This is a genomic window from Ruegeria sp. HKCCSA071 (assembly GCF_017872555.1).
Classification (GTDB): Bacteria; Pseudomonadota; Alphaproteobacteria; order Rhodobacterales; family Rhodobacteraceae; genus Ruegeria.
The window spans coordinates 110170-129216 of the sequence record NZ_JAEDOX010000002.1 but is presented as its reverse complement, the minus strand read 5'-3'; the positions used below and the strand labels follow the sequence as shown (position 1 = coordinate 129216).

Genomic DNA, 19047 nt, shown 5'->3' with positions numbered 1-19047 from the left:
GTGATGGCGTAACAACCGCGAACACGAGGAGTCGAAGAGATGTTGGAAATCTCGGCAAGAAAAGTCGCCCAGGTCGCCATGATGGGCCGCGAACTGAACCGGGCCGAGGGCGAATTGCGGGCGTTCATCGACCGCATGAGCGAAGACGAGCAGGCCGAACTGGTTGCCATCATGTGGATTGGGCGCGAGAGCTTTTTTGCGGAAGATCTGGCCGAGGCCATCGCCACCGCCAAGTCCGAGGCATCGACCCCATGTGCAGACTACCTGATCGGAACACCGCACATGTCTGACCACCTTGAGAATGGTTTGGACGCATTGGGAATATCTGCGGAAGACGTGGAAAACGATCTGATGTAGGCCGCTCGACGGCCTCACCCCAAAAACAGACCTGTGCGTTGGTCGCCAGCGTCGGATACCGAGGCCAATTCGCTTTCCACTATGGGGACACCCCAAAAAATGGGGAACAGGCGGGGCAGACCGGCCGTGAACACCTGCGCGCGCAACCTCAAGAAACCTTAATGTTTCCGACTGGCGACCTTAACGGTGGCCTCCCTTATTTGAAGCTATCACACCCAAGCAATTCAAATTTCGGAGGAACCAGCAATGACTGATGCACAAACAATTGACACTCATAAGGGCCTCTTGGAGGGCCTGTTTGCCAAATATGCCGAGGCAAAAGTCGAACATTTCCGACGTCAAATCTTCTCAAAAACTGTACGGCAGCTGGAAAAACTCAGCGATATTCAGCTGACGGATATCGGCATTCCCCGCGAGCAGATCCGTCGGCGCGCTTATCACAGCGTGTATCACAACGCACCGTATCAACAGTGACCCGAAAGTTTCGAAATCCTAGCGTGAGGTAATCAGTATGTTTGACTTTATCCCCTCGACCAATCAACCGGCCCCGGCCGCCAGCGCCTTGTTGCTGTTTGACCGCGCCATGCGCCTTCGTGCCATCAGCCCGGATATCGTGCGCGCCGCCCAGCATCTGAACGGTCTGACAGACCATCAACTGGCCGAGCTTGGCATCAACCGCAGCGATGTCGAAGACACCATCGAACGTTATATCTGAAGTTCTCTTCAGGGAATTCCAGACGAGTTTATCATGCCTGAAGAAGAACAATAAAAGCCATTCCAGAAACTCTGGAGTGGCTTTTTTGGTGCGATCAGGCCGTATGATCCACGATCTGCAAGTGCTGGGCCAGCCGGTCGATCTCGGCCATCCAGCCTTGTACCAGTTTTGGGTCGCTTGGGGCTGCGTGAACGCCTGCCGGGATGGCGCGGTTCATAATGGCCTCGACGGCAAGTGAAACCGGGATCGATACCAGACGCGCCATTGCTGTGCCGCGCTCGTCGCCCCAGGCGTCCATGACATAGGTCTTGTGCCAGACTTCGACGCCGTCTTTCTCGGCCTTCAGTCCAACACACAGCACCACGCGGTCGGGCTCACCCTCGTCATAGGCGTTTTCGTCCCAGAACTGGTCGGACATCTCTTTCAGACGCGCATCCCCTTCCGGGCCCGACAGGGTTTCGATTTCACGGAACACGTCCGACCACGCATCCGCCCAACCGTTCAGGCGCAGGGTGCCACGGACGAATTCCCTGACGGGCCAGTGATCCTCGAACTGGTACTGCGCCTTGAACGGGATCGAGTCGCGGTTGGGATAGACTTCGAAACTTTCCGGCGTTGGCAGTGGCGCGATATAGCTGCTGATCGCATCCCACGGGCGGGCAACGTCCAGCGGGGCATAGTCGCGGATCGACTTCGATGGCGACCGAAGCGCCTTGAGCACACCCAACGGCGACCAGCTGAACTTATAGCGGAACGGATTCGGGATTTTGGGTATGCCACCGCAATAGGAAATGAAACTCAGGTGGTTTTGCGGATCGAACGCGTCCGAGGCGCGATAGTCATCGACCAGCGCATGCGCCATCAGGTGGTCGATGCCCGGGTCCAGACCAACTTCGTTGACCAGTGCTACACCGGCTTCGCGCGCCTTGTCGTCCAGTGCGCGCATTTCGGGCGCAATGTAAGACGACGACACGAAATTGGCCTGTTTCGAGATCGCCAGTTCCGCCAGTGGTACGTGCCAGTCGCCCGGCAGCATGGACACGATCACGTCGCCCTTCTCAAGCACATCACCCAGTGCGTCGATGTCGAAGGCGCGAATATCGTCGGTCAGGTCCCCAACCTCGGCCTTGGCTTTTTCGATCGTCCGGTTCCAGACGGTGACCTTGTGGCCACCTTCGATCAGACGGCGCAGGCCGGGGATGGCCGACAGGCCGGTGCCACACCAGTGAATCGTCATCGCTCAGATCCCTTCGATATGTGTTTTGTAAATCGCTTCTGCCCGACCCCAGACGCCGCTGTCCAGATCGGTCAGGGTCAGAAGCGACGGCAGAAGCTGTGCCGCATAATCTTCCGAACTTTCGACCGGCAGCATCGACGGCAGGTTATCGATGGCCATCACGTCCATCACCGGATCGGTTGCCACGCGCAAAGCAGGCGCGTCCCACGTGGTGGCGCGGTCATAGACGGGCACCGGGTTGTAGTCGCTGTCCGGGTCACAGGCGACATCGCCGATGGCGGTCAGCTTGCGCGGGGCAGTCAACGCCTCACGCGGAACAAAGACCGGGGTTCCGGGGCGCGCGAAGATGCAGTTCAGGAACAGGTCGTGGTCCAAAATTTCGGGAAACGGCCCGCCGCTTGCGGTTTCCGCCATGTCCCATTTGGTGACGTCGACGCCCATCGCGTCGCACAGGTCTGCGGCCCCCGTACCCACGCGACCCAGTGCACCGATGACGATGGCGCGGGGGCGTGGGGCTCCGGTCGCGTCCAACTCGGCCAGCAATTCAGAGTTCAGAACGTCTTTGCCTTTATACACCCCAACCGGCGGGCATTCCTCGCCCCGTTGCTGTGCCGCCCACGTCTTGAGCGTTACCGCAGCACCGGCATACCCGGCCCAGTAACCAAAGGCGGCAACGCGGCGGCCATCTTCGCTCACCAGATATTCCAGATCATAAAGCGTGCCGCCCCCGGCCTTGAACCGCTCCAGCAGCGCGCGACCCGAATGCTGGCCCTTATAGGCGTGGCCGAACATGATGTGGCGATGGGGCAGGGGGGTGCCATCTTCGGGCAGTTCCTTGAGGCCAAAGATGATCGCATCCCGCTGGGCTTCGGGCCACGAATTCTCAGCCGCGATTGCACAGCCGGCGTCCTTGTAGCCATCAATCGGAATGGCGCGGACATGGCTCTCCTCAACCGTCACGCGGAGACCTGCGGCGATCAGTGCGGCAGCCCCTTCGGGTGTCAGCCCCACCCGTTCTTCGTTCGGGCGCTGTTCCGCCCTGACCCAGAGATGTGTCATCATAATTCCTTTTGTCAGAGCATCCCGGCAGCGCGCACCGCCTGAACCGAAGGCCGTGCCTCCATCGCCTTGCGGAAGGCGAGAATTTTGGGGAAGGCCGAGACATCGACGCCGTCACCTTCAAGCCAGCTGCAAACCACATAAAGATAGGCATCGGCCAGAGAGAACGTGTCCCCCAGAACAAACGGCCCGCGCAACCCGTTTGACGAGATATAGTCGCAAGATGCGGTCATCGTCTGCGCGACCTTGTCCGTCATGTCTTTCCAGCTGGATTTTTTGTCGGCCCAGCGATGCCCGCGCAGCTTGTGGGCGTGGTTCACATGCATGGTCGAGGCCAGATAGAACATCACCTCGCGCATACGGGCGGCCACGACCGGATCAGCTGGCACCAATTCGGCCTCGGGTGCCTTGGCCGCAATATATTCCAGCAACGCGCCGGTCTCGGTCAGGATGCCGCCATCGACCACCAGCGCCGGAACGCGCCCCTTGGGATTGATCTGCTTGTAGGCCGGTTTTGTCTGTTCCCCATCAGCAAAGTCCAGCTTGATCGCTTCATAGTCCAGCCCGGCCTCTTCCAGAGCAATCGCAACAGCGACCGAGATGGTTCGGGGTGCATAATAAAGCTGCATCAGGGATCTCCGATCTGGTTAGAGGTGGGTCTGCGCGAACTGCCGGTCGGGTGCTTCCAGATGCGGCACCGCATTGAACAGAACCGGGCTCAGCTGCGCGCCAATCGGGTGCAGACGATGCATCGACGTGTTCATGATGGCAAGGGCCACCCGTGCCATCGACGGGATGTCCAACCCCATCGCCTGCCGCACCACCATCGAGATCAACCCGCCCGAGGTCACGACGATGGCCGGTCCGCCCTCGGTCCCGATCTCGTGCAGTGCATCGCGGACGCGGGCTTCAAACGCGTCGAAGGATTCCGGCGCGTTCTCGATCTTTCCGCTGGCCCAGGCCGCGAAGGTTTTGGGCAGGTGCTCGACAAATCCCTCGCGATCGGTCGGGATTTCGACGCCGTGTTGTTCTTCGAACAACTGTGCAAGGGTGAAATACTCGATCTCGTTCAGCCGTGCGTCGCAGACAGGATCGGTCAATCCCATGCTGGTCACCGTCTCGGTATGGCGGGTCAGGGTGCCACAATAGACGCGTGTATAGTGGCTGCGGGTGTCACGCAGATGCGCGCCCAGCCAGCGGGCCTGTTGATGGCCCAGATCGCTCAGCTTGTCATAGCTTGCTTCGTCGCGCGCCGTCGTGTTTGCCTGCCCGTGGCGCACCAATGTGATATGTGACATGTCGCTCCCTCTTGCGCCGAAGTCTTAGGGCAGGTTCCTTGCCGGGACCAGAGGGGTTTCTTGATCTCGCCGGAAAAACATTCGCAGCTGTCCGGTTTCTGGCTATGGTCGCCCTGACCAACCACGCCCGGAGGGATTCATGGCCGTCGATCACACGCGTTTTCTGGAGGATCTGCACAAGCTGCGTGAATTCGGTGCCTCGGGTGTGGGCAAAGGGGTCATTCGCCCGGCCTATTCCAAAGCGGATATCGCTGCGCGCCAATGGCTGGCGGACCGTATGGACGATGCAGGTCTGACACCGCATTTCGACCCGGTAGGCAACCTGTTCGGGCTGGCGCCTGGTCGCTCTCTGCTCATGGGGTCGCATTCCGACAGCCAGCCCGAAGGCGGCTGGCTGGACGGCGCGCTCGGCGTGATTGCCGCGCTGGAAATCGCGCGGTCCAGCGACCAGCCGATCTCGGTCGTCAGTTTTCAGGACGAAGAAGGCCGGTTCGGTGTGACCACGGGTTCGGCGGTCTGGTCCGGCGGTCTGCCGCTGGACAAGGCCGATGTGTTGACCGACGGTTCTGGCGTCAGCTTTGGCGAGGCCCGATCTTCCATGGCGGACCTGTCGCAGGGTTTTGTCGATCCCGCGCGGTTCAGCGGCTTTGTCGAGATGCATATCGAACAGGGCCCTTCTCTGGACGCAGCGAACGAGCAGATCGGTGTCGTCACCGATATCGTCGGCATCCGGGACATGTCGATCACCTTCGAAGGGCAGCAGAATCACGCGGGCACCACGCCGATGCATTTGCGCCGCGATGCGTTTCAGGCGTTGTCACTGTTCAATACGCGCCTCAACGAACGGTTTCGCAACGTGGTGACACCGCAAACCGTCTGGACCATCGGGCGGGTCGATCTTCACCCCAATGCGTCGTCCATCGTGCCGGGTCGGGCGCGGTTCTCGATGCAGTGGCGCGATGGCGATCCGGATCGGCTGTCGCGGATGGAGGAGATCATCCGTACCGCAGCGCAGGAAATAGCCAGCGAACAGGGCATGGTACTGACCTACGGCCCTTTGCTTGGGTTGGAACCCGTCACGATGGATCAGTCCCTGCGCGCGGCGCTGGAACATGGGGCCGAACAGGTGGCACCCGGCAAATGGCGCAGGATGCCGTCGGGCGCTCTACACGATGCCACAAACGTGTCGCGCCTTATGCCTGTTGCGATGCTGTTTGTGCCCTCGATCAACGGTGTCAGCCACGATTTTGCCGAAGATACCACCGAAAGCGATCTTGTGGCCGGGCTGAGGGTGCTGGATCTCGCAGTGCAGTCACTTGACGGGCAGGCGCGATAAGGTGCGGGCAAAATACTGTTTTTACAGGCCATTGCGGTTGGTTGGTCTGGTGTTATCGTCGCGCTCGAAACTGTGATCGGCAAACCTTTGCAAAAGCCAAAAGACGAATGTTGCCTAAGGGAAAAAAGTTTCCTATAGGAACGCAAGGGATGCATGCACCCGTATACAGGCTTGTCCAACAGACGGTACTCTGGTTCGCAAGTTGACCGGAATCGTTGCAAAATTGATAGCGTGGGGCAGACTGACGGGAATGCGTTCGAAACCGATAGATACGAAAAGGTATCCAAGATGACCGAGATTAGACGCACGCCGTTGTATGGGCTTCACGTTGAGTTGGGCGGCAAGATGGTTGATTTTGCCGGGTGGGAGATGCCAGTTCAGTATCCGCTGGGGATCATGGGCGAGCATAAGCAGTGCCGCGAGAAGGCGGCGTTGTTTGATGTGTCGCATATGGGTCAGGTGATATTGCGGGGCGAGAATGTGGGCGAGAAGCTGGAAGCACTGTGTCCGCAGGCTTATGCGACGCTGAAGGAAGGCAAGGCGCGGTACGGGTTCTTCACCAATGCCGAAGGCGGGATCATGGACGATTTGATCGTGTCGAACGCGGGGGATCATTACTTTGTGGTGGTGAACGCGGCGCTGCGCCATCAGGACATTCCGCATATGCGCGCCAATCTGGACGGCGTCGAAGTGACCGAGATTTTCGACCGCGCGCTGGTCGCGGTGCAAGGTCCCAAGGCCGAAGATGTGGTAGGCGCGCTCTGCCCTGCGGCGCGCGATCTTAAGTTCATGGAAACCACGATTGCCGACATCCTGGGTGTCGAATGCCGCATCTCGCGGCTGGGATACACGGGCGAGGACGGGTATGAGATCTCGATCCCCGAGGACAAGGCGATCGAGATCACCCGGGCGTTCCTGGCGCATGAGGATTGCGAACCGGCAGGTCTGGGCGCGCGCGACAGCCTGCGGCTTGAAGCCGGGCTGTGCCTGTACGGCAATGACATCGACCAGACGACCTCGCCGGTCGAGGCCAGCCTTGGCTGGGCGATGCAGAAGCGCCGTAAGGAAGAAGGCGGCTTTCCGGGTGCGGAACGTGTGCAGCGCGAACTGGCCGAGGGGCCTGCGCGCAAGCTGGTGGGCATCAAGCCTGACGGCCGCGCCCCCGCGCGTCAGGGCGTGGAAGTGCAATGCCTTGAGGGCAATACCATCGGTCAGATCACCTCGGGCAGCTTTGGCCCCACGGTCGGCGGCCCGGTTGCGATGGGCTATGTGTCCGCGGGCCATGGCGAGCCGGGCGAGAAGGTCAACCTGATCATCCGGGGCAAGGCGCAACCGGCGCAGATTGTGGCGCTGCCCTTTGTCAAACAGAATTACAAGCGTTGAAGTCAGGAGAGAGAGACATGGCAACCTATTATTCCGAAGAGCATGAATGGCTGGCGGTCGACGGCGACACGGCCACGCTGGGCATCACCAAACACGCGGCCGAGCAGCTGGGTGAGGTGGTCTTTGTCGAGCAGCAGGAGGTGGGCGACGAGTTCGAGAAGGATGGCGAGATCGGCGTGATCGAATCCGTCAAGGCCGCCTCCGAGCTTTACGCGCCGGTTGATGGTGAGATTACGGAAGTGAACGAGGCGCTGGCCGACAACCCCGGCGCGCTGAACGACGACCCCGAGGGCGAGGCCTGGATCTACAAGATCAAGATCGCCGATGCCGCGCAGCTGGAAGATCTGATGGACGAAGCCGGCTACAAGGCCTTCATCGGCTGAATCCGGCCCGGAGCCCCCAGAGATCGGGGCTCCCCGCTTCATCTTTTTCCAAATACTCCCGCCGGAGGCTCCTGCCGTCTCCGCCGGACCTGACCTATCCTTGAGGAGCGCTGCAATGGCCTTCAAACTGACCGACTACGAAGCCTATGACTTCGCCAATCGCCGCCATATCGGGCCCAGCCCGACCGAGATGCGCGACATGCTGCAGGTGATCGGCTTCAAGACGCTGGACCAGCTGATCGACGCCACCGTCCCGCCCGCGATCCGGCAGAAGGAACCGCTGGACTGGGGCCCGGCGATGACGGAACGCGATGCGCTTTTCCACATGAAACAGGTGGCGGGCAAGAACAAGGTTCTGACCTCGCTGATCGGTCAGGGCTATTACGGCACCACCACGCCTGCACCGATCCTGCGCAACATCCTGGAAAACCCGGCCTGGTACACGGCCTACACGCCCTATCAGCCCGAGATCAGCCAGGGCCGGCTCGAGGCGCTGCTGAACTTCCAGACCATGGTCAGCGACCTGACCGGGCTCGATGTGGCCAACGCGTCCCTGCTGGACGAAGCCACGGCTGCGGCAGAAGCCATGGCAATGGCCAAGCGCGGCGGCCGGTCCAAAGCCAATAACGCGGCCTTCTTCGTGGATCGCAACTGTCACCCGCAGACCATCGCGGTCATCAAAACCCGCGCCGAACCCTTGGGCATCGACGTGCAGGTGGGCGATCCCGATCAGCTGGATGCAGGTGCCGTCTTTGGCGCGATCTTCCAGTATCCGGGCACCCATGGCCATGTACGCGACTTCACGAACGAGATCGCGGCGCTGCATGAACATAACGCCATCGCTGTGGTCGCCGCCGACATCCTGTCGCTGGCGCTGCTGAAATCCCCCGGCGAGATGGGCGCGGATATCGCCATCGGCTCGACCCAGCGCTTTGGCGTGCCGATGGGTTATGGCGGCCCGCACGCCGCGTATATGGCGACCACCGACAAGCTGAAGCGCTCGATGCCGGGGCGGATCATCGGGGTCAGCATCGACAGCCGCGGCAACAAGGCCTACCGCCTGGCGCTGCAAACCCGCGAGCAGCACATCCGCCGTGAAAAGGCGAACTCGAACGTCTGCACCGCGCAGGCGCTGCTGGCCGTCATTGCCTCGATGTATGCGGTCTATCACGGACCCGACGGCATCAAGGCGATTGCGCAGTCGGTGCACCGCAAGACCTCGCGCCTGGCCGCCGGTCTGGAAGAGGCGGGCTTTGCGGTTGAACCCGAAGTGTTCTTCGACACCATCACGGTCGAGGTCGGCCATCTGCAGAACGTGGTGATGGAGGCCGCCGTGGCCCGCGGCGTCAACCTGCGCAAGGTCGGCGAGACCCGCGTGGGCATCAGCCTGGACGAACAGACCCGCCCCGAAACCATCGAGGCGGTCTGGGGTGCCTTTGGCATTGACCGCAAGGATGACAGCTCGAACAAGCAATACCGCCTGCCGGATTACGCGCTGCGCGAAAGCGCGTACCTGACCCACCCGATCTTCCACAAGAACCGGGCCGAGGCCGAGATCACCCGCTATATGCGCCGTCTGGCCGACCGCGACCTGGCGCTGGACCGGGCGATGATCCCGCTGGGCTCGTGCACCATGAAGCTGAACGCCACGATCGAGATGATCCCGGTCACCTGGCCCGAGTTCGGCAACCTGCATCCCTTCGTGCCCGAAGATCAGGCGCGGGGCTATCACGAGATGATTGCGGATCTGAACGACAAGCTGTGCCAGATCACCGGCTATGACGCGATCTCCCAGCAGCCCAACTCGGGCGCGCAGGGCGAATATGCGGGTCTTCTGACCATCCGCAACTATCACTTCGCCCGCGGCGAAGGGCAGCGCAATGTCTGCCTGATCCCGACCTCGGCCCATGGTACCAACCCGGCCTCGGCGCAGATGGTGGGCTGGCAGGTTGTGCCGGTGAAATCGGATGCCAAGGGCAATATCGATCTGAATGATTTCCGCGAAAAGGCGGAAAAGCATTCGGACCATCTGGCCGCCTGCATGATCACCTACCCCTCGACCCATGGCGTGTTCGAGACCACCGTGCAGGAGGTCTGCCAAATCACCCATGAGCATGGCGGTCAGGTCTATATCGACGGCGCCAACATGAACGCCATGGTCGGCCTGGCGCGTCCCGGTGACATTGGCGGCGATGTCAGCCACCTGAACCTGCACAAGACCTTCTGCATCCCGCATGGCGGTGGCGGCCCCGGCATGGGTCCGATCGGCGTCAAGGCGCATCTGGCCGAGCACCTGCCGGGCCACCCGGAATACGGCACCGCCGTGGGTCCGGTCTCGGCGGCCCCCTTCGGCTCGCCCTCGATCCTTCCCGTCTCATGGGCCTATGTGCTGCTGATGGGCGGCGCGGGGCTGACGCAGGCCACGAAAGTGGCGATCCTGAACGCCAACTACATCGCGGCGCGGCTGAAGGACGCCTATCCGATCCTCTACACATCGGAAACGGGCCGGGTGGCACATGAATGCATCCTCGACACAAGGCCGCTGGACGAGGCGGCGCATGTCACCGTCGACGATGTGGCCAAACGTCTGGTCGATTCAGGCTTCCACGCGCCCACGATGAGCTGGCCGGTGGCCGGAACCCTGATGGTCGAGCCCACCGAATCCGAACCCAAGGACGAGCTCGACCGCTTCTGCGACGCCATGCTCTCGATCCGCTCGGAAGCGCAGGACATCATCGACGGCAAGATCGACGCGGAAAACAACCCGCTGAAAAACGCCCCCCACACAGTGCGCGATCTGGTCGGCGACTGGGACCGCCCCTACACCCGCGAACAGGCCTGCTTCCCGCCGGGATCCATGGGCGTCGACAAATACTGGTCCCCCGTCAACCGCGTCGACAACGCATACGGCGACCGAAACCTCGTCTGCACATGCCCACCAATGGACGCATACGAAGACGCCGCTGAGTAACACAAACAAACCCCGCCGAAACATCGGCGGGGTTTTTCGCCAATCGGAAACGCGTGTTCTGATTTGTGCCCGTTTCAGATGTCGTTTTTACCCGGTAAAGCGTCTTTTCCGCTTGCTGCAGGTGCGAAGGCCCCCTAGGTCTGTCCGTGGGACACCCCTCCCCAACGAGGGGCGTGTATCTGGAAGGGTAATACACATGACGATCGAACAACCGGCGACGCGGCCGGCCAATCCGCGCTTTTCTTCGGGCCCCTGTGCCAAACCCCCCACATTTGACCTGACAAAACTGGCCGATGCCGCATTGGGCCGGTCGCACCGCGCCGCTGTCGGCAAGGACAAGCTGAAGGCGGCCATCGAAGGCACGCGCGAGATTCTGGGCATTCCGGCGGATTACCGCGTTGGCATCGTTCCCGCCTCGGACACTGGCGCGGTTGAAATGGCGCTGTGGTCTTTGCTGGGTGCGCGCAAGGTCGAGATGCTGGCCTGGGAAAGCTTTGGGTCCGGCTGGGTGACCGATGTGGTCAAGCAGTTGAAAATCGACGCCGAGGTGAAAACCGCGGATTACGGGCAGATCGTTGATCTGGCCTCGGTCGATTTCGCAAATGACGTGGTCTTTACGTGGAACGGCACCACCTCGGGTGTTCGGGTGCCCAATGGCGACTGGATTGCGGATGATCGCCAGGGCCTGACGATCTGTGATGCAACCTCGGCGGCCTTTGCGATGGATCTGCCCTGGGACAAGCTGGATGTAACGACCTTCAGCTGGCAGAAAGTGCTGGGCGGCGAAGCAGCCCACGGGATGCTGATCCTCAGCCCGCGTGCTGTTGAACGGCTGGAAAGCTATACCCCCGCATGGCCGCTGCCCAAGATTTTCCGCCTGACCAAGGGCGGCAAGCTGATCGAGGGCATCTTTACCGGGGCAACGATCAACACACCGTCAATGCTGGCGGTTGAAGATTATCTGTTTGCGCTGGACTGGGCGCGCTCGGTGGGCGGATTGCAGGGGCTGATCGCGCGGGCCGATGCCAATGCGGGTGCGGTACACGCGTTCTGCGACCAGAACAGCTGGATCGCAAACCTGGCCGAGGATGAGGCGACACGGTCGAACACTTCGGTCTGCCTGAAGTTCACCGATGCGCGTATTCAGGACGGTGCAGCCTTTGCCAAGGCAGTCGCCAAGCGGCTTGAGATCGAGAATATCGCGCTGGATATCGGCGCCTATCGCGACGCGCCAGCAGGTCTGCGCATCTGGTGCGGCGGTACGGTTGAAACCTCGGATATCGAGGCGATGCTGCCCTGGCTGGCCTGGGCCTTTGCGACCGAGATCAAAGCGCAGGCGCAGGCTGCCTGAGTTTTATGTGCCGGGCTGAAGCCCGGCCTACCCCATCACCGATATAGGGCGGGCGTCAGCCCGCCACCCCCTGAAGAATTCAAAGGACCAAGCAAAATGGCTCCCAAAGTACTGGTATCCGACAAGCTCAGCGAAACCGCAGTGCAAATTTTCCGCGACCGTGGCATCGACGTGGATTTCATGCCCGATCTGGGCAAGGACAAAGACAAGCTGGCCGAGGTGATCGGTCAATATGATGGTCTTGCCATCCGTTCGGCCACCAAGGTCACACCGACCCTGCTGGAAAAAGCCGACAGGCTGAAGGTCATCGGCCGCGCCGGGATCGGCACCGACAATGTCGACAAAGAGGCGGCCTCGAAAAAAGGTGTGATCGTGATGAACACGCCCTTCGGCAACATGATCACCACCGCCGAACACGCCATCGCGATGATGTTCGCCGTGGCGCGGCAGATCCCCGAGGCCAGCACCTCGACCCATGCGGGCAAGTGGGAAAAGTCCAAGTTCATGGGGATCGAGCTGACCAACAAGACACTGGGCGTGATCGGTGCCGGTAACATTGGTGGCATCGTGTGCGAACGTGCTTTGGGCCTGAAGATGAAAGTCATCGCTTATGATCCTTATCTGGGCGAAGAGAAAGCCTCCAAGATGGGTGTCGAAAAGGTCGAACTGGACGAACTGCTGGCGCGCGCCGATTTCATCACCCTGCATGTGCCGCTGACGGATCAAACCCGCAACATCCTGAGCCGCGAAAATCTGGCCAAAACCAAAAAGGGTGTACGGATCATCAACTGTGCCCGTGGCGGTTTGGTGGATGAAGTGGCTCTGGCCGAGATGCTGCAATCCGGCCATGTTGCCGGAGCGGCCTTTGACGTGTTCAGCGAGGAACCCGCCAAGGACAACGCGTTGTTCAACCTGCCCAACGTGGTCTGCACGCCCCATCTGGGTGCGGCGACGACCGAGGCGCAGGAGAACGTGGCCTTGCAGGTGGCTGAACAGATTTCGAACTACCTGCTGACAGGCGCGGTCGAGAACGCGCTGAACATGCCCAGCGTGACTGCGGAAGAAGCCAAGCTGATGGGGCCGTGGATCAAGCTGGCAGGTCATCTGGGCAGCTTCATCGGCCAGATGACGGACGAGCCGGTCAAGGCGATCAACATCCTCTATGACGGTGTGGCTTCTGAAATGAATCTGGCTGCGCTGAATTGTTCCGTGGTCGCAGGGATCATGAAAAAGTTCAACCCCGAGGTGAACATGGTCTCGGCCCCTGTGGTCGCGAAAGAACGCGGGATCAAAATCTCGACCACCAATCAGGACAAGTCGGGTGTTTTTGATGGCTATATCAAGGTCACAGTCGTAACGGACAAGCGTGAACGGTCGATCGCCGGCACCGTGTTCAGCGATGGCAAGCCGCGCTTTATCCAGATCAAGGGCATCAACATCGATGCCGAGGTCGGCGCTCATATGCTGTACACCACCAACGAAGACGTGCCAGGCATCATCGGCACGCTGGGTCAGACCATGGGTGAGAGCAACGTCAATATCGCCAACTTTACCCTCGGCCGCGCTGAGGCCGGAGGCGAAGCGATTGCATTGCTCTATGTCGACGAACCGGTCCCGGCCGAAGCGCGGGCGAAGCTTGCCGAAACAGGCCTGTTCACACAGATCAAGCCACTGGAATTCGACGTCGCCTGATCGGGGCTGTTGAGTTTGAGGAACAGTTCAGGACCCGGTTATGCGAATATCCGGGTCCTTTGTTCTCTCAAACCATGATCTGAGGCACAAGCAAGCTGAACTTTACCGCCGGAGGCCGTCTATGACGCAGCCAATCTATGTTATTGGTGATCTGCACGGGCAGGTGGCTGAGCTGGAGCGCGCGCTGTCCCTGATCCAAAGCGACGGCGGCCCCGATGCTCAGATCGTGTTTCTGGGTGACTACGTTGACCGCGGCCCTGACAGTCGCGGGCTGATCGAACGCCTGATTGCCGGGCGTGATGCGGGTCGGAACTGGATCACTCTGCTGGGCAATCACGATCGCATGTTTGCCTGGTTCATGGAGGACACGCCGCGCCACGATCCGCATTTGTTGGTGGGATACCACTGGCTGCATGACAGGTTGGGCGGGGTCGAAACCCTGCGCAGCTATGGGGTGGAATTCGAAGGTCAGATCCGCCTTGAAAACCTGCACCGGATGGCACAGGCAGCCGTGCCGAAATCGCACCTGACCTTTCTGCGCGATCTGGTGGCGATGCATCAGACGCCCGAGATTGCCTTTGTTCATGCGGGTATCCGTCCGGGTGTGCCGCTGAATGAACAGCAGGCAAGTGATCTGATCTGGATCAGACAGGACTTCCACGACTACCAAGGCCCGCATCCCAAACTGATCGTTCATGGACACACGCCTGTGGATCAGGCGACGCATTATGGCAACCGGATCAATCTGGACACGGGGGCCGGGTACGGACGCCCGACGGGCGTCGCCGTATTCGAGGGACAGAATTGCTGGGAACTGACCGAACAAGGTCGAACACCATTGACGCCCTGACCGTTCCGCATGGGTATGACACTGGAGATTGGAATATGTACGTCGCCACTTTGCTGACCAACCCGGCTGCACCCTCACTGGACCGCGCCTTGCCAGAATCGCTGCGCAACGCGTGGGGCGGTGGGGATGTCCTGTGGCTCAGCCCGGACGAGGCGGTCGAGTTTGACCTGCGCGACATGCCCGCCAATCGCTGGGACGTTTGGGCAGACTTGCAAGGCATGGGCGTGGACCTGATTGTACAGCCTGCGGCTGGGCGGCGCAAAAAGATGCTGCTGGCCGATATGGACAGCACCATGATCCAGCAGGAATGCATTGACGAACTGGCGGATGAGGCTGGCGTCGGCGAAAGGGTCAAGGACATCACAGCCCGCGCCATGAACGGAGAGCTGGATTTCGAGGGTGCTCTGATCGAACGGGTTGGTCTGCTGAAGGATCTGGATGAAAGCGTCATTGGCAAAGTCCTGCGCGAACGGATCACCCTGATGCCCGGCGGACAGGTGTTGCTGGCAACAATGCGGGCCAACGGTGCCTATGCTGCACTGGTGTCCGGTGGCTTTACCGCCTTCACCGCGCGGGTGGCAGAACTGCTGGGGTTCGATGAAAACCGCGCCAACACTCTGCTGGCCTCAGATGGCAAACTGACGGGCGATGTGGCGCGTCCTATTCTGGGACGTCAGGCCAAGATCGAAGCGCTTGAACAGATCTCGACACGCCTTGGCCTGTCCGAAAGTGACGTGATCGCCGTGGGCGACGGGGCCAATGATCTGGGCATGCTGGGGCGGGCCGGAACCGGGGTTGCGCTTCATGCCAAGCCGTCGGTGGCCGCAAAATGCGACGTGCGGGTGAATCACGGCGACCTGACGGCACTGCTTTACCTGCAAGGGTACAGTCGCGCGGATTTTGCCGAATCCTGACAGGGCTTTCCATTATTTAACATTTGTGTTAAATAGAGGTCATGAGCACGCTTCTGACCACCTTTTCCGCTTTGTCTGATGCCACCCGGTTCTCGATTGTCGAGCAGTTGATGGAGCAGGGCGAACTGCCCGCTGGTGACCTGATCGAAGGGCGTGGAATATCCGGCGCTGCAATCTCGCGACACCTCAAGGTGCTGCGCGAGGCAGGGTTGGTTCAGCAGCGTGTGCGGGGCACACAACGGATGTACTCCATCCGGTCCGACGGGCTGCGGATGATTGCCGACTGGACCATCTCCAAACGACAATTCTGGGAGAGCAGCCTCGATCGCCTCAGTGATATCATCGAAAGGGAGAATTCATGGCCGACCTGAAACTGGAACGGGACTTCCCCGTCAGCCCAGAAGACCTGTTCGCATGGATCAGCGACGGCAGCCGGTTGTTGCAATGGTGGGGGCCCGAAGGGATGCACGTGCCTGAACACAATCTGGATTTCTCGCGCACCGGCCCGTGGTATTCGGTCATGGAAAACAGCGAGGGCCAGCAATACAAGGTCTCGGGCCACGTCACGCATGTCGACCCGCCAAACTCGGTGGGGTTTACCTGGGGCTGGCATGACGATCAGGATCAGCGCGGGGCCGAAAGCCACGTCACCTTCACAGTCACAGCGACAGGCACGGGGTCACGTCTGGTTTTGGACCACCGCGAACTGGCCGATGCCGAAGCAGCCGCGAACCACAAACAGGGCTGGACATCTTCGCTGCGCAAACTCGAAGCGAAGTGCAAATAAGGTTTCATCAGGGAGGAGCGATATGCCCCAATATTTGTTTGTTTATCACGGGGGACACACCCCGACCGACCCCGCCGAAATTGAGGCGACCATGGCCGCTTGGGGCGCATGGTTTCAGGGTATGGCCGAAGCGTTGGAAATCCCCGGCAACCCGGTCGGACAATCCTATACGGTCAGCAGCAGCGGGGTTGTCGACAATGGCGGTGCAAACCCGGCCTCGGGCTTTACCGTGATCAAGGCCGACAGCATCGACGCCGCGACCGAGATGGCCAAGGGCTGTCCGATGGTTGTCAACGGCTCGGGCTCGGTTGAAGTGGCCGAGGTGCACGAGATCGAGATGTAGGGGCCTTAGCCGGGGAAACCCGGCGCAGGTTTGATCACGCCGCATTCCAGCCCCCGGCGGCTGTATTGCGTGGCGTTCATGAATTTGCGGGTGGCCGGGTGATCGGCCTCCAGCACACCAAGGCTCACCAGAATGGCGGCGATGGCACATTCGCTGGCCCGCGTGGTGCCATCGGTGATCTTCAACGCAACGCCCATGCGTTTTTCCGGGATGATGGCTACAAACACCGCCTCGGCCCCGGTCTTGATGGCGGCGCGTCCGTTCATGGCGCGCATCAGTTCGGTGCAGGCACGGGTCTCACCGGCGACCAGTTCCGGGTGTTTCACCATGGCCGCCACCAACTGAACCGCTGCCTCGCTGGAACGGTCGGACCGATCCGAGGCGCTGGCGAACCACGCCATCGACCGGGCCAGCCCGGACAGGGACACGGCGAAATTCGGGGCGGAACAGCCGTCAATACCATAACCGGGGCTGGTTTCGCCTGACGTTTCTTCGATGGCAGACAGGCAGGCCTGCTGCACCGGGTGATCGATTTCCAGATATTCCGGCCCTGCGCCCATATGCTGACCCAGTGTCAGGAAACCACAATGCTTGCCGGAACAGTTGTTGTGGATCTGGCACGGGGTGTCATCCGCCAGAATCAGCCGATCCCGCGCGGCAGTGTCCGCTGGCTCCTGTGGCCCGCAGCGCAAGTCGTGCTCGCTCAGCCCCAGATGATCAAGCCACGCCGTCACGCGGTCGGTATGGATCGCGGCCCCGTTGTGTGACGCGCAGGCCAGCGCAAGATGTTCGCTGTTCAATCCGTATTTTGCCGCGGCTCCAGACGTGACCAGCGGAAGCGCCTGAATCATCTTGGCGGATGAGCGCGGATAGATAACCGCCTGCGGGTCGCCCCAGCTGCGCACGATCTGGCCGGTGTCGTCGCAGATGACCGCGTGGCCCAGATGCAGGCTTTCCAGCAAGTTGCCGCGCCACAGTTCTGTCATTGCTACGGGCTGCGTCATCAGGACCTCCGAAATTTATGCGCAAAAATCTGCCAATCGCCCTTTCGCCTGTGGCGAAACCTGCGTTAGTGTGTGTATGTCGGCAATCATCGGAATGCGCAACGGAATAGACGGGCCGGAAGGGTTCGCAGCCATGTCCGATGGATTTGAGGTATCGGTCGAGCTAGGAGGCTGGACAAATGGGATCAATGCTCGTTCGTACGATTGCGGGCCTGTGTGTGGCAGGCATCGCCGCAACGTCTGCACTCGCCCAACAGGCGACAAGCACAAACCGGGTTGCTGCAAAAACGGACTGGAGCGTTTTTGTCGAAGATGATCCCACCGAATGCTGGAGCGTTTCGGCCCCCAAGGAAACCGTGAACACCCGGGGCGGGCGCGTCGTATCCGTGCGGCGCAGCGACATCCTGTTGTTTGTGTTCTATCGCCCCAATGCCGAGGTCAAAGGACAAGTGACCTTTACCGGCGGCTATCCGTTTGCACCGGGATCGACGGTGAACCTGAATGTCGACGGGTCCGAGTTTGAGCTGTTCACCGAAGGTGAGTGGGCCTGGCCCGCATCAGATGCAGATGACGCCAAGATCGTCACCGCGCTGAAACGCGGAACCGAGGCTGTTCTGACCGCCCGGTCCGAACGCGGCACGCAAACCAAGGACACCTTCTCGCTGCTGGGCTTTACCGCAGCAATCGAAGACGCCGAAAAGCGCTGCACCAAGTAAGCACCCCGACCTAAGCAAATGGTCCCGTCTTTGGCGGGGCTTTTTTTGATTGGGCTACGGTCAACGGCGTTCAGCAATTGCTACGGCATTCCTGAAATGTCCGTTGGTTCAGGAGTTACCCCTGTCGCAGTGAGCATGGCATGTACCTGTCCCCGGTGATGGGTTTGGTGGTTGAAAAGCTGAACGACACAGACAGCTTTCGGCATTTCAATTTTGGCAGAGCCGTCCGGCGGGTACCATTTGATCGCGCCCTTGATATCTGTGTCGGTTGTACTGGCTGCCCACCGCTCGATTTCCGCGTCTCGTTCTATGCGTAAGCTTTTGAACTCAGACCAGTCTGTTGGACTGGTTAGTGAGTGTGTGATCGTATCTTGTGGGCGTTCATTGCCTTTGATGCGCTCAAGGATAAGCGCGTCGGCCCAATAGAGGTGGTTCAATGTCCCGGCGATGGACTGAAAAAAAGCGCCTCGATCCATCCAACGCTCGGCATTTGTCAATTCGTTGGCCGCTGTAACGAGTGAGGAGTTTTGCCAGCTGTTGTAGCGTGCCATGAGTTGGCAATATTCGGCTGAAATCATTTTCAATGACCTTAGTTCTATTGAAGGGATTGTGGAAAGATGGGGCGCTTAGCATTGGTATTGAGCAAATTGC

At 60.4% G+C, this 19047-nt stretch carries 21 protein-coding genes; 15 read left to right on the top strand and 6 right to left on the bottom strand.

What is annotated here, in order from left to right:
* Positions 1 to 39: 39 nt before the first annotated feature.
* The 3 genes from I9188_RS08600 (at position 40) to I9188_RS08590 (ending at position 1072) form a co-directional block, all read left to right on the top strand.
* Entirely contained in the window at positions 40 to 357 is a 318-nt protein-coding gene (locus I9188_RS08600) for a DUF3775 domain-containing protein (protein WP_209505065.1), read from the top strand.
* Positions 358 to 603: 246 nt separating this feature from the next.
* Positions 604 to 831 (top strand): DUF1127 domain-containing protein, encoded by a 228-nt coding sequence (locus I9188_RS08595; RefSeq protein WP_209505064.1) that lies wholly within the window; start codon positions 604 to 606, stop codon positions 829 to 831.
* A gap of 37 nt (positions 832 to 868) precedes the next feature.
* Positions 869 to 1072: a DUF1127 domain-containing protein gene (locus I9188_RS08590; RefSeq protein WP_209505063.1), complete on the top strand. Its 204-nt coding sequence runs from the start codon at positions 869 to 871 to the stop codon at positions 1070 to 1072.
* Positions 1073 to 1166: 94 nt separating this feature from the next.
* On the opposite strand, the gene I9188_RS08585 is transcribed toward I9188_RS08590, so the two are convergent.
* From I9188_RS08585 to I9188_RS08570, 4 genes are read right to left on the bottom strand one after another with little or no spacing between them, the layout of a single operon-like run.
* Positions 1167 to 2309 (bottom strand): saccharopine dehydrogenase family protein, encoded by a 1143-nt coding sequence (locus I9188_RS08585; RefSeq protein WP_209505062.1) that lies wholly within the window; start codon positions 2307 to 2309, stop codon positions 1167 to 1169.
* A 3-nt stretch (positions 2310 to 2312) separates the two neighbouring features.
* Positions 2313 to 3368, bottom strand: coding sequence for a saccharopine dehydrogenase (locus I9188_RS08580; RefSeq protein WP_209505061.1), 1056 nt, complete (start codon positions 3366 to 3368; stop codon positions 2313 to 2315).
* 14 nt (positions 3369 to 3382) lie between these two features.
* Entirely contained in the window at positions 3383 to 3997 is a 615-nt protein-coding gene (locus tag I9188_RS08575; RefSeq protein ID WP_209505060.1) for a glutathione S-transferase family protein, read from the bottom strand.
* Positions 3998 to 4015: 18 nt separating this feature from the next.
* On the bottom strand, positions 4016 to 4666 hold the full coding sequence (locus I9188_RS08570; protein WP_209505059.1) for a histidine phosphatase family protein: 651 nt from the start codon (positions 4664 to 4666) through the stop codon (positions 4016 to 4018).
* Positions 4667 to 4805: 139 nt separating this feature from the next.
* Between I9188_RS08570 and I9188_RS08565 the strand changes: the two genes are divergently transcribed.
* From I9188_RS08565 to I9188_RS08515, 11 genes are all read left to right on the top strand, one after another.
* Complete coding sequence (locus I9188_RS08565) at positions 4806 to 6002, top strand: Zn-dependent hydrolase (protein ID WP_209505058.1); 1197 nt, start codon at positions 4806 to 4808, stop codon at positions 6000 to 6002.
* A 288-nt stretch (positions 6003 to 6290) separates the two neighbouring features.
* Positions 6291 to 7385 (top strand): glycine cleavage system aminomethyltransferase GcvT, encoded by a 1095-nt coding sequence (gcvT, locus tag I9188_RS08560; RefSeq protein ID WP_209505057.1) that lies wholly within the window; start codon positions 6291 to 6293, stop codon positions 7383 to 7385.
* A gap of 17 nt (positions 7386 to 7402) precedes the next feature.
* Positions 7403 to 7768 (top strand): glycine cleavage system protein GcvH, encoded by a 366-nt coding sequence (gcvH, locus tag I9188_RS08555; RefSeq protein ID WP_209505056.1) that lies wholly within the window; start codon positions 7403 to 7405, stop codon positions 7766 to 7768.
* Positions 7769 to 7883: 115 nt separating this feature from the next.
* Entirely contained in the window at positions 7884 to 10739 is a 2856-nt protein-coding gene (gcvP, locus tag I9188_RS08550; RefSeq protein WP_209505055.1) for an aminomethyl-transferring glycine dehydrogenase, read from the top strand.
* A 196-nt stretch (positions 10740 to 10935) separates the two neighbouring features.
* Positions 10936 to 12090: a phosphoserine transaminase gene (locus tag I9188_RS08545; RefSeq protein WP_209505054.1), complete on the top strand. Its 1155-nt coding sequence runs from the start codon at positions 10936 to 10938 to the stop codon at positions 12088 to 12090.
* 96 nt (positions 12091 to 12186) lie between these two features.
* The gene (gene serA / locus I9188_RS08540) at positions 12187 to 13782 is read left to right on the top strand and encodes a phosphoglycerate dehydrogenase (RefSeq protein WP_209505053.1); all 1596 of its coding nucleotides are present in this window, start codon (positions 12187 to 12189) and stop codon (positions 13780 to 13782) included.
* A gap of 121 nt (positions 13783 to 13903) precedes the next feature.
* Complete coding sequence (locus I9188_RS08535) at positions 13904 to 14632, top strand: metallophosphoesterase family protein (RefSeq protein WP_209505052.1); 729 nt, start codon at positions 13904 to 13906, stop codon at positions 14630 to 14632.
* A 35-nt stretch (positions 14633 to 14667) separates the two neighbouring features.
* On the top strand, positions 14668 to 15546 hold the full coding sequence (gene serB, locus I9188_RS08530) for a phosphoserine phosphatase SerB (RefSeq protein WP_209505051.1): 879 nt from the start codon (positions 14668 to 14670) through the stop codon (positions 15544 to 15546).
* 41 nt (positions 15547 to 15587) lie between these two features.
* A complete protein-coding gene (locus tag I9188_RS08525) occupies positions 15588 to 15917 on the top strand; it encodes a metalloregulator ArsR/SmtB family transcription factor (protein ID WP_209505050.1) in 330 nt (109 codons plus the stop codon).
* Complete coding sequence (locus I9188_RS08520) at positions 15905 to 16333, top strand: SRPBCC domain-containing protein (RefSeq protein WP_209505049.1); 429 nt, start codon at positions 15905 to 15907, stop codon at positions 16331 to 16333. The genes I9188_RS08525 and I9188_RS08520 overlap by 13 nt, the downstream gene beginning before the upstream one ends.
* A 22-nt stretch (positions 16334 to 16355) precedes the next feature.
* Positions 16356 to 16676 carry a YciI family protein gene (locus I9188_RS08515; protein WP_209505048.1) on the top strand — a complete coding sequence of 107 codons (321 nt, stop codon included), beginning with the start codon at positions 16356 to 16358 and terminating at the stop codon, positions 16674 to 16676.
* 5 nt (positions 16677 to 16681) lie between these two features.
* Here the strand turns inward: I9188_RS08515 and I9188_RS08510 are convergent, their stop codons facing one another.
* Positions 16682 to 17680 carry an asparaginase gene (locus I9188_RS08510; protein WP_209505047.1) on the bottom strand — a complete coding sequence of 333 codons (999 nt, stop codon included), beginning with the start codon at positions 17678 to 17680 and terminating at the stop codon, positions 16682 to 16684.
* 179 nt (positions 17681 to 17859) lie between these two features.
* On the opposite strand from I9188_RS08510, the gene I9188_RS08505 reads away from it, so the two are divergent.
* The gene (locus tag I9188_RS08505) at positions 17860 to 18396 is read left to right on the top strand and encodes an invasion associated locus B family protein (protein ID WP_209505046.1); all 537 of its coding nucleotides are present in this window, start codon (positions 17860 to 17862) and stop codon (positions 18394 to 18396) included.
* 80 nt (positions 18397 to 18476) lie between these two features.
* On the opposite strand, the gene I9188_RS08500 is transcribed toward I9188_RS08505, so the two are convergent.
* Entirely contained in the window at positions 18477 to 18974 is a 498-nt protein-coding gene (locus tag I9188_RS08500) for a DinB family protein (RefSeq protein ID WP_209505045.1), read from the bottom strand.
* Positions 18975 to 19047 lie beyond the last annotated feature (73 nt).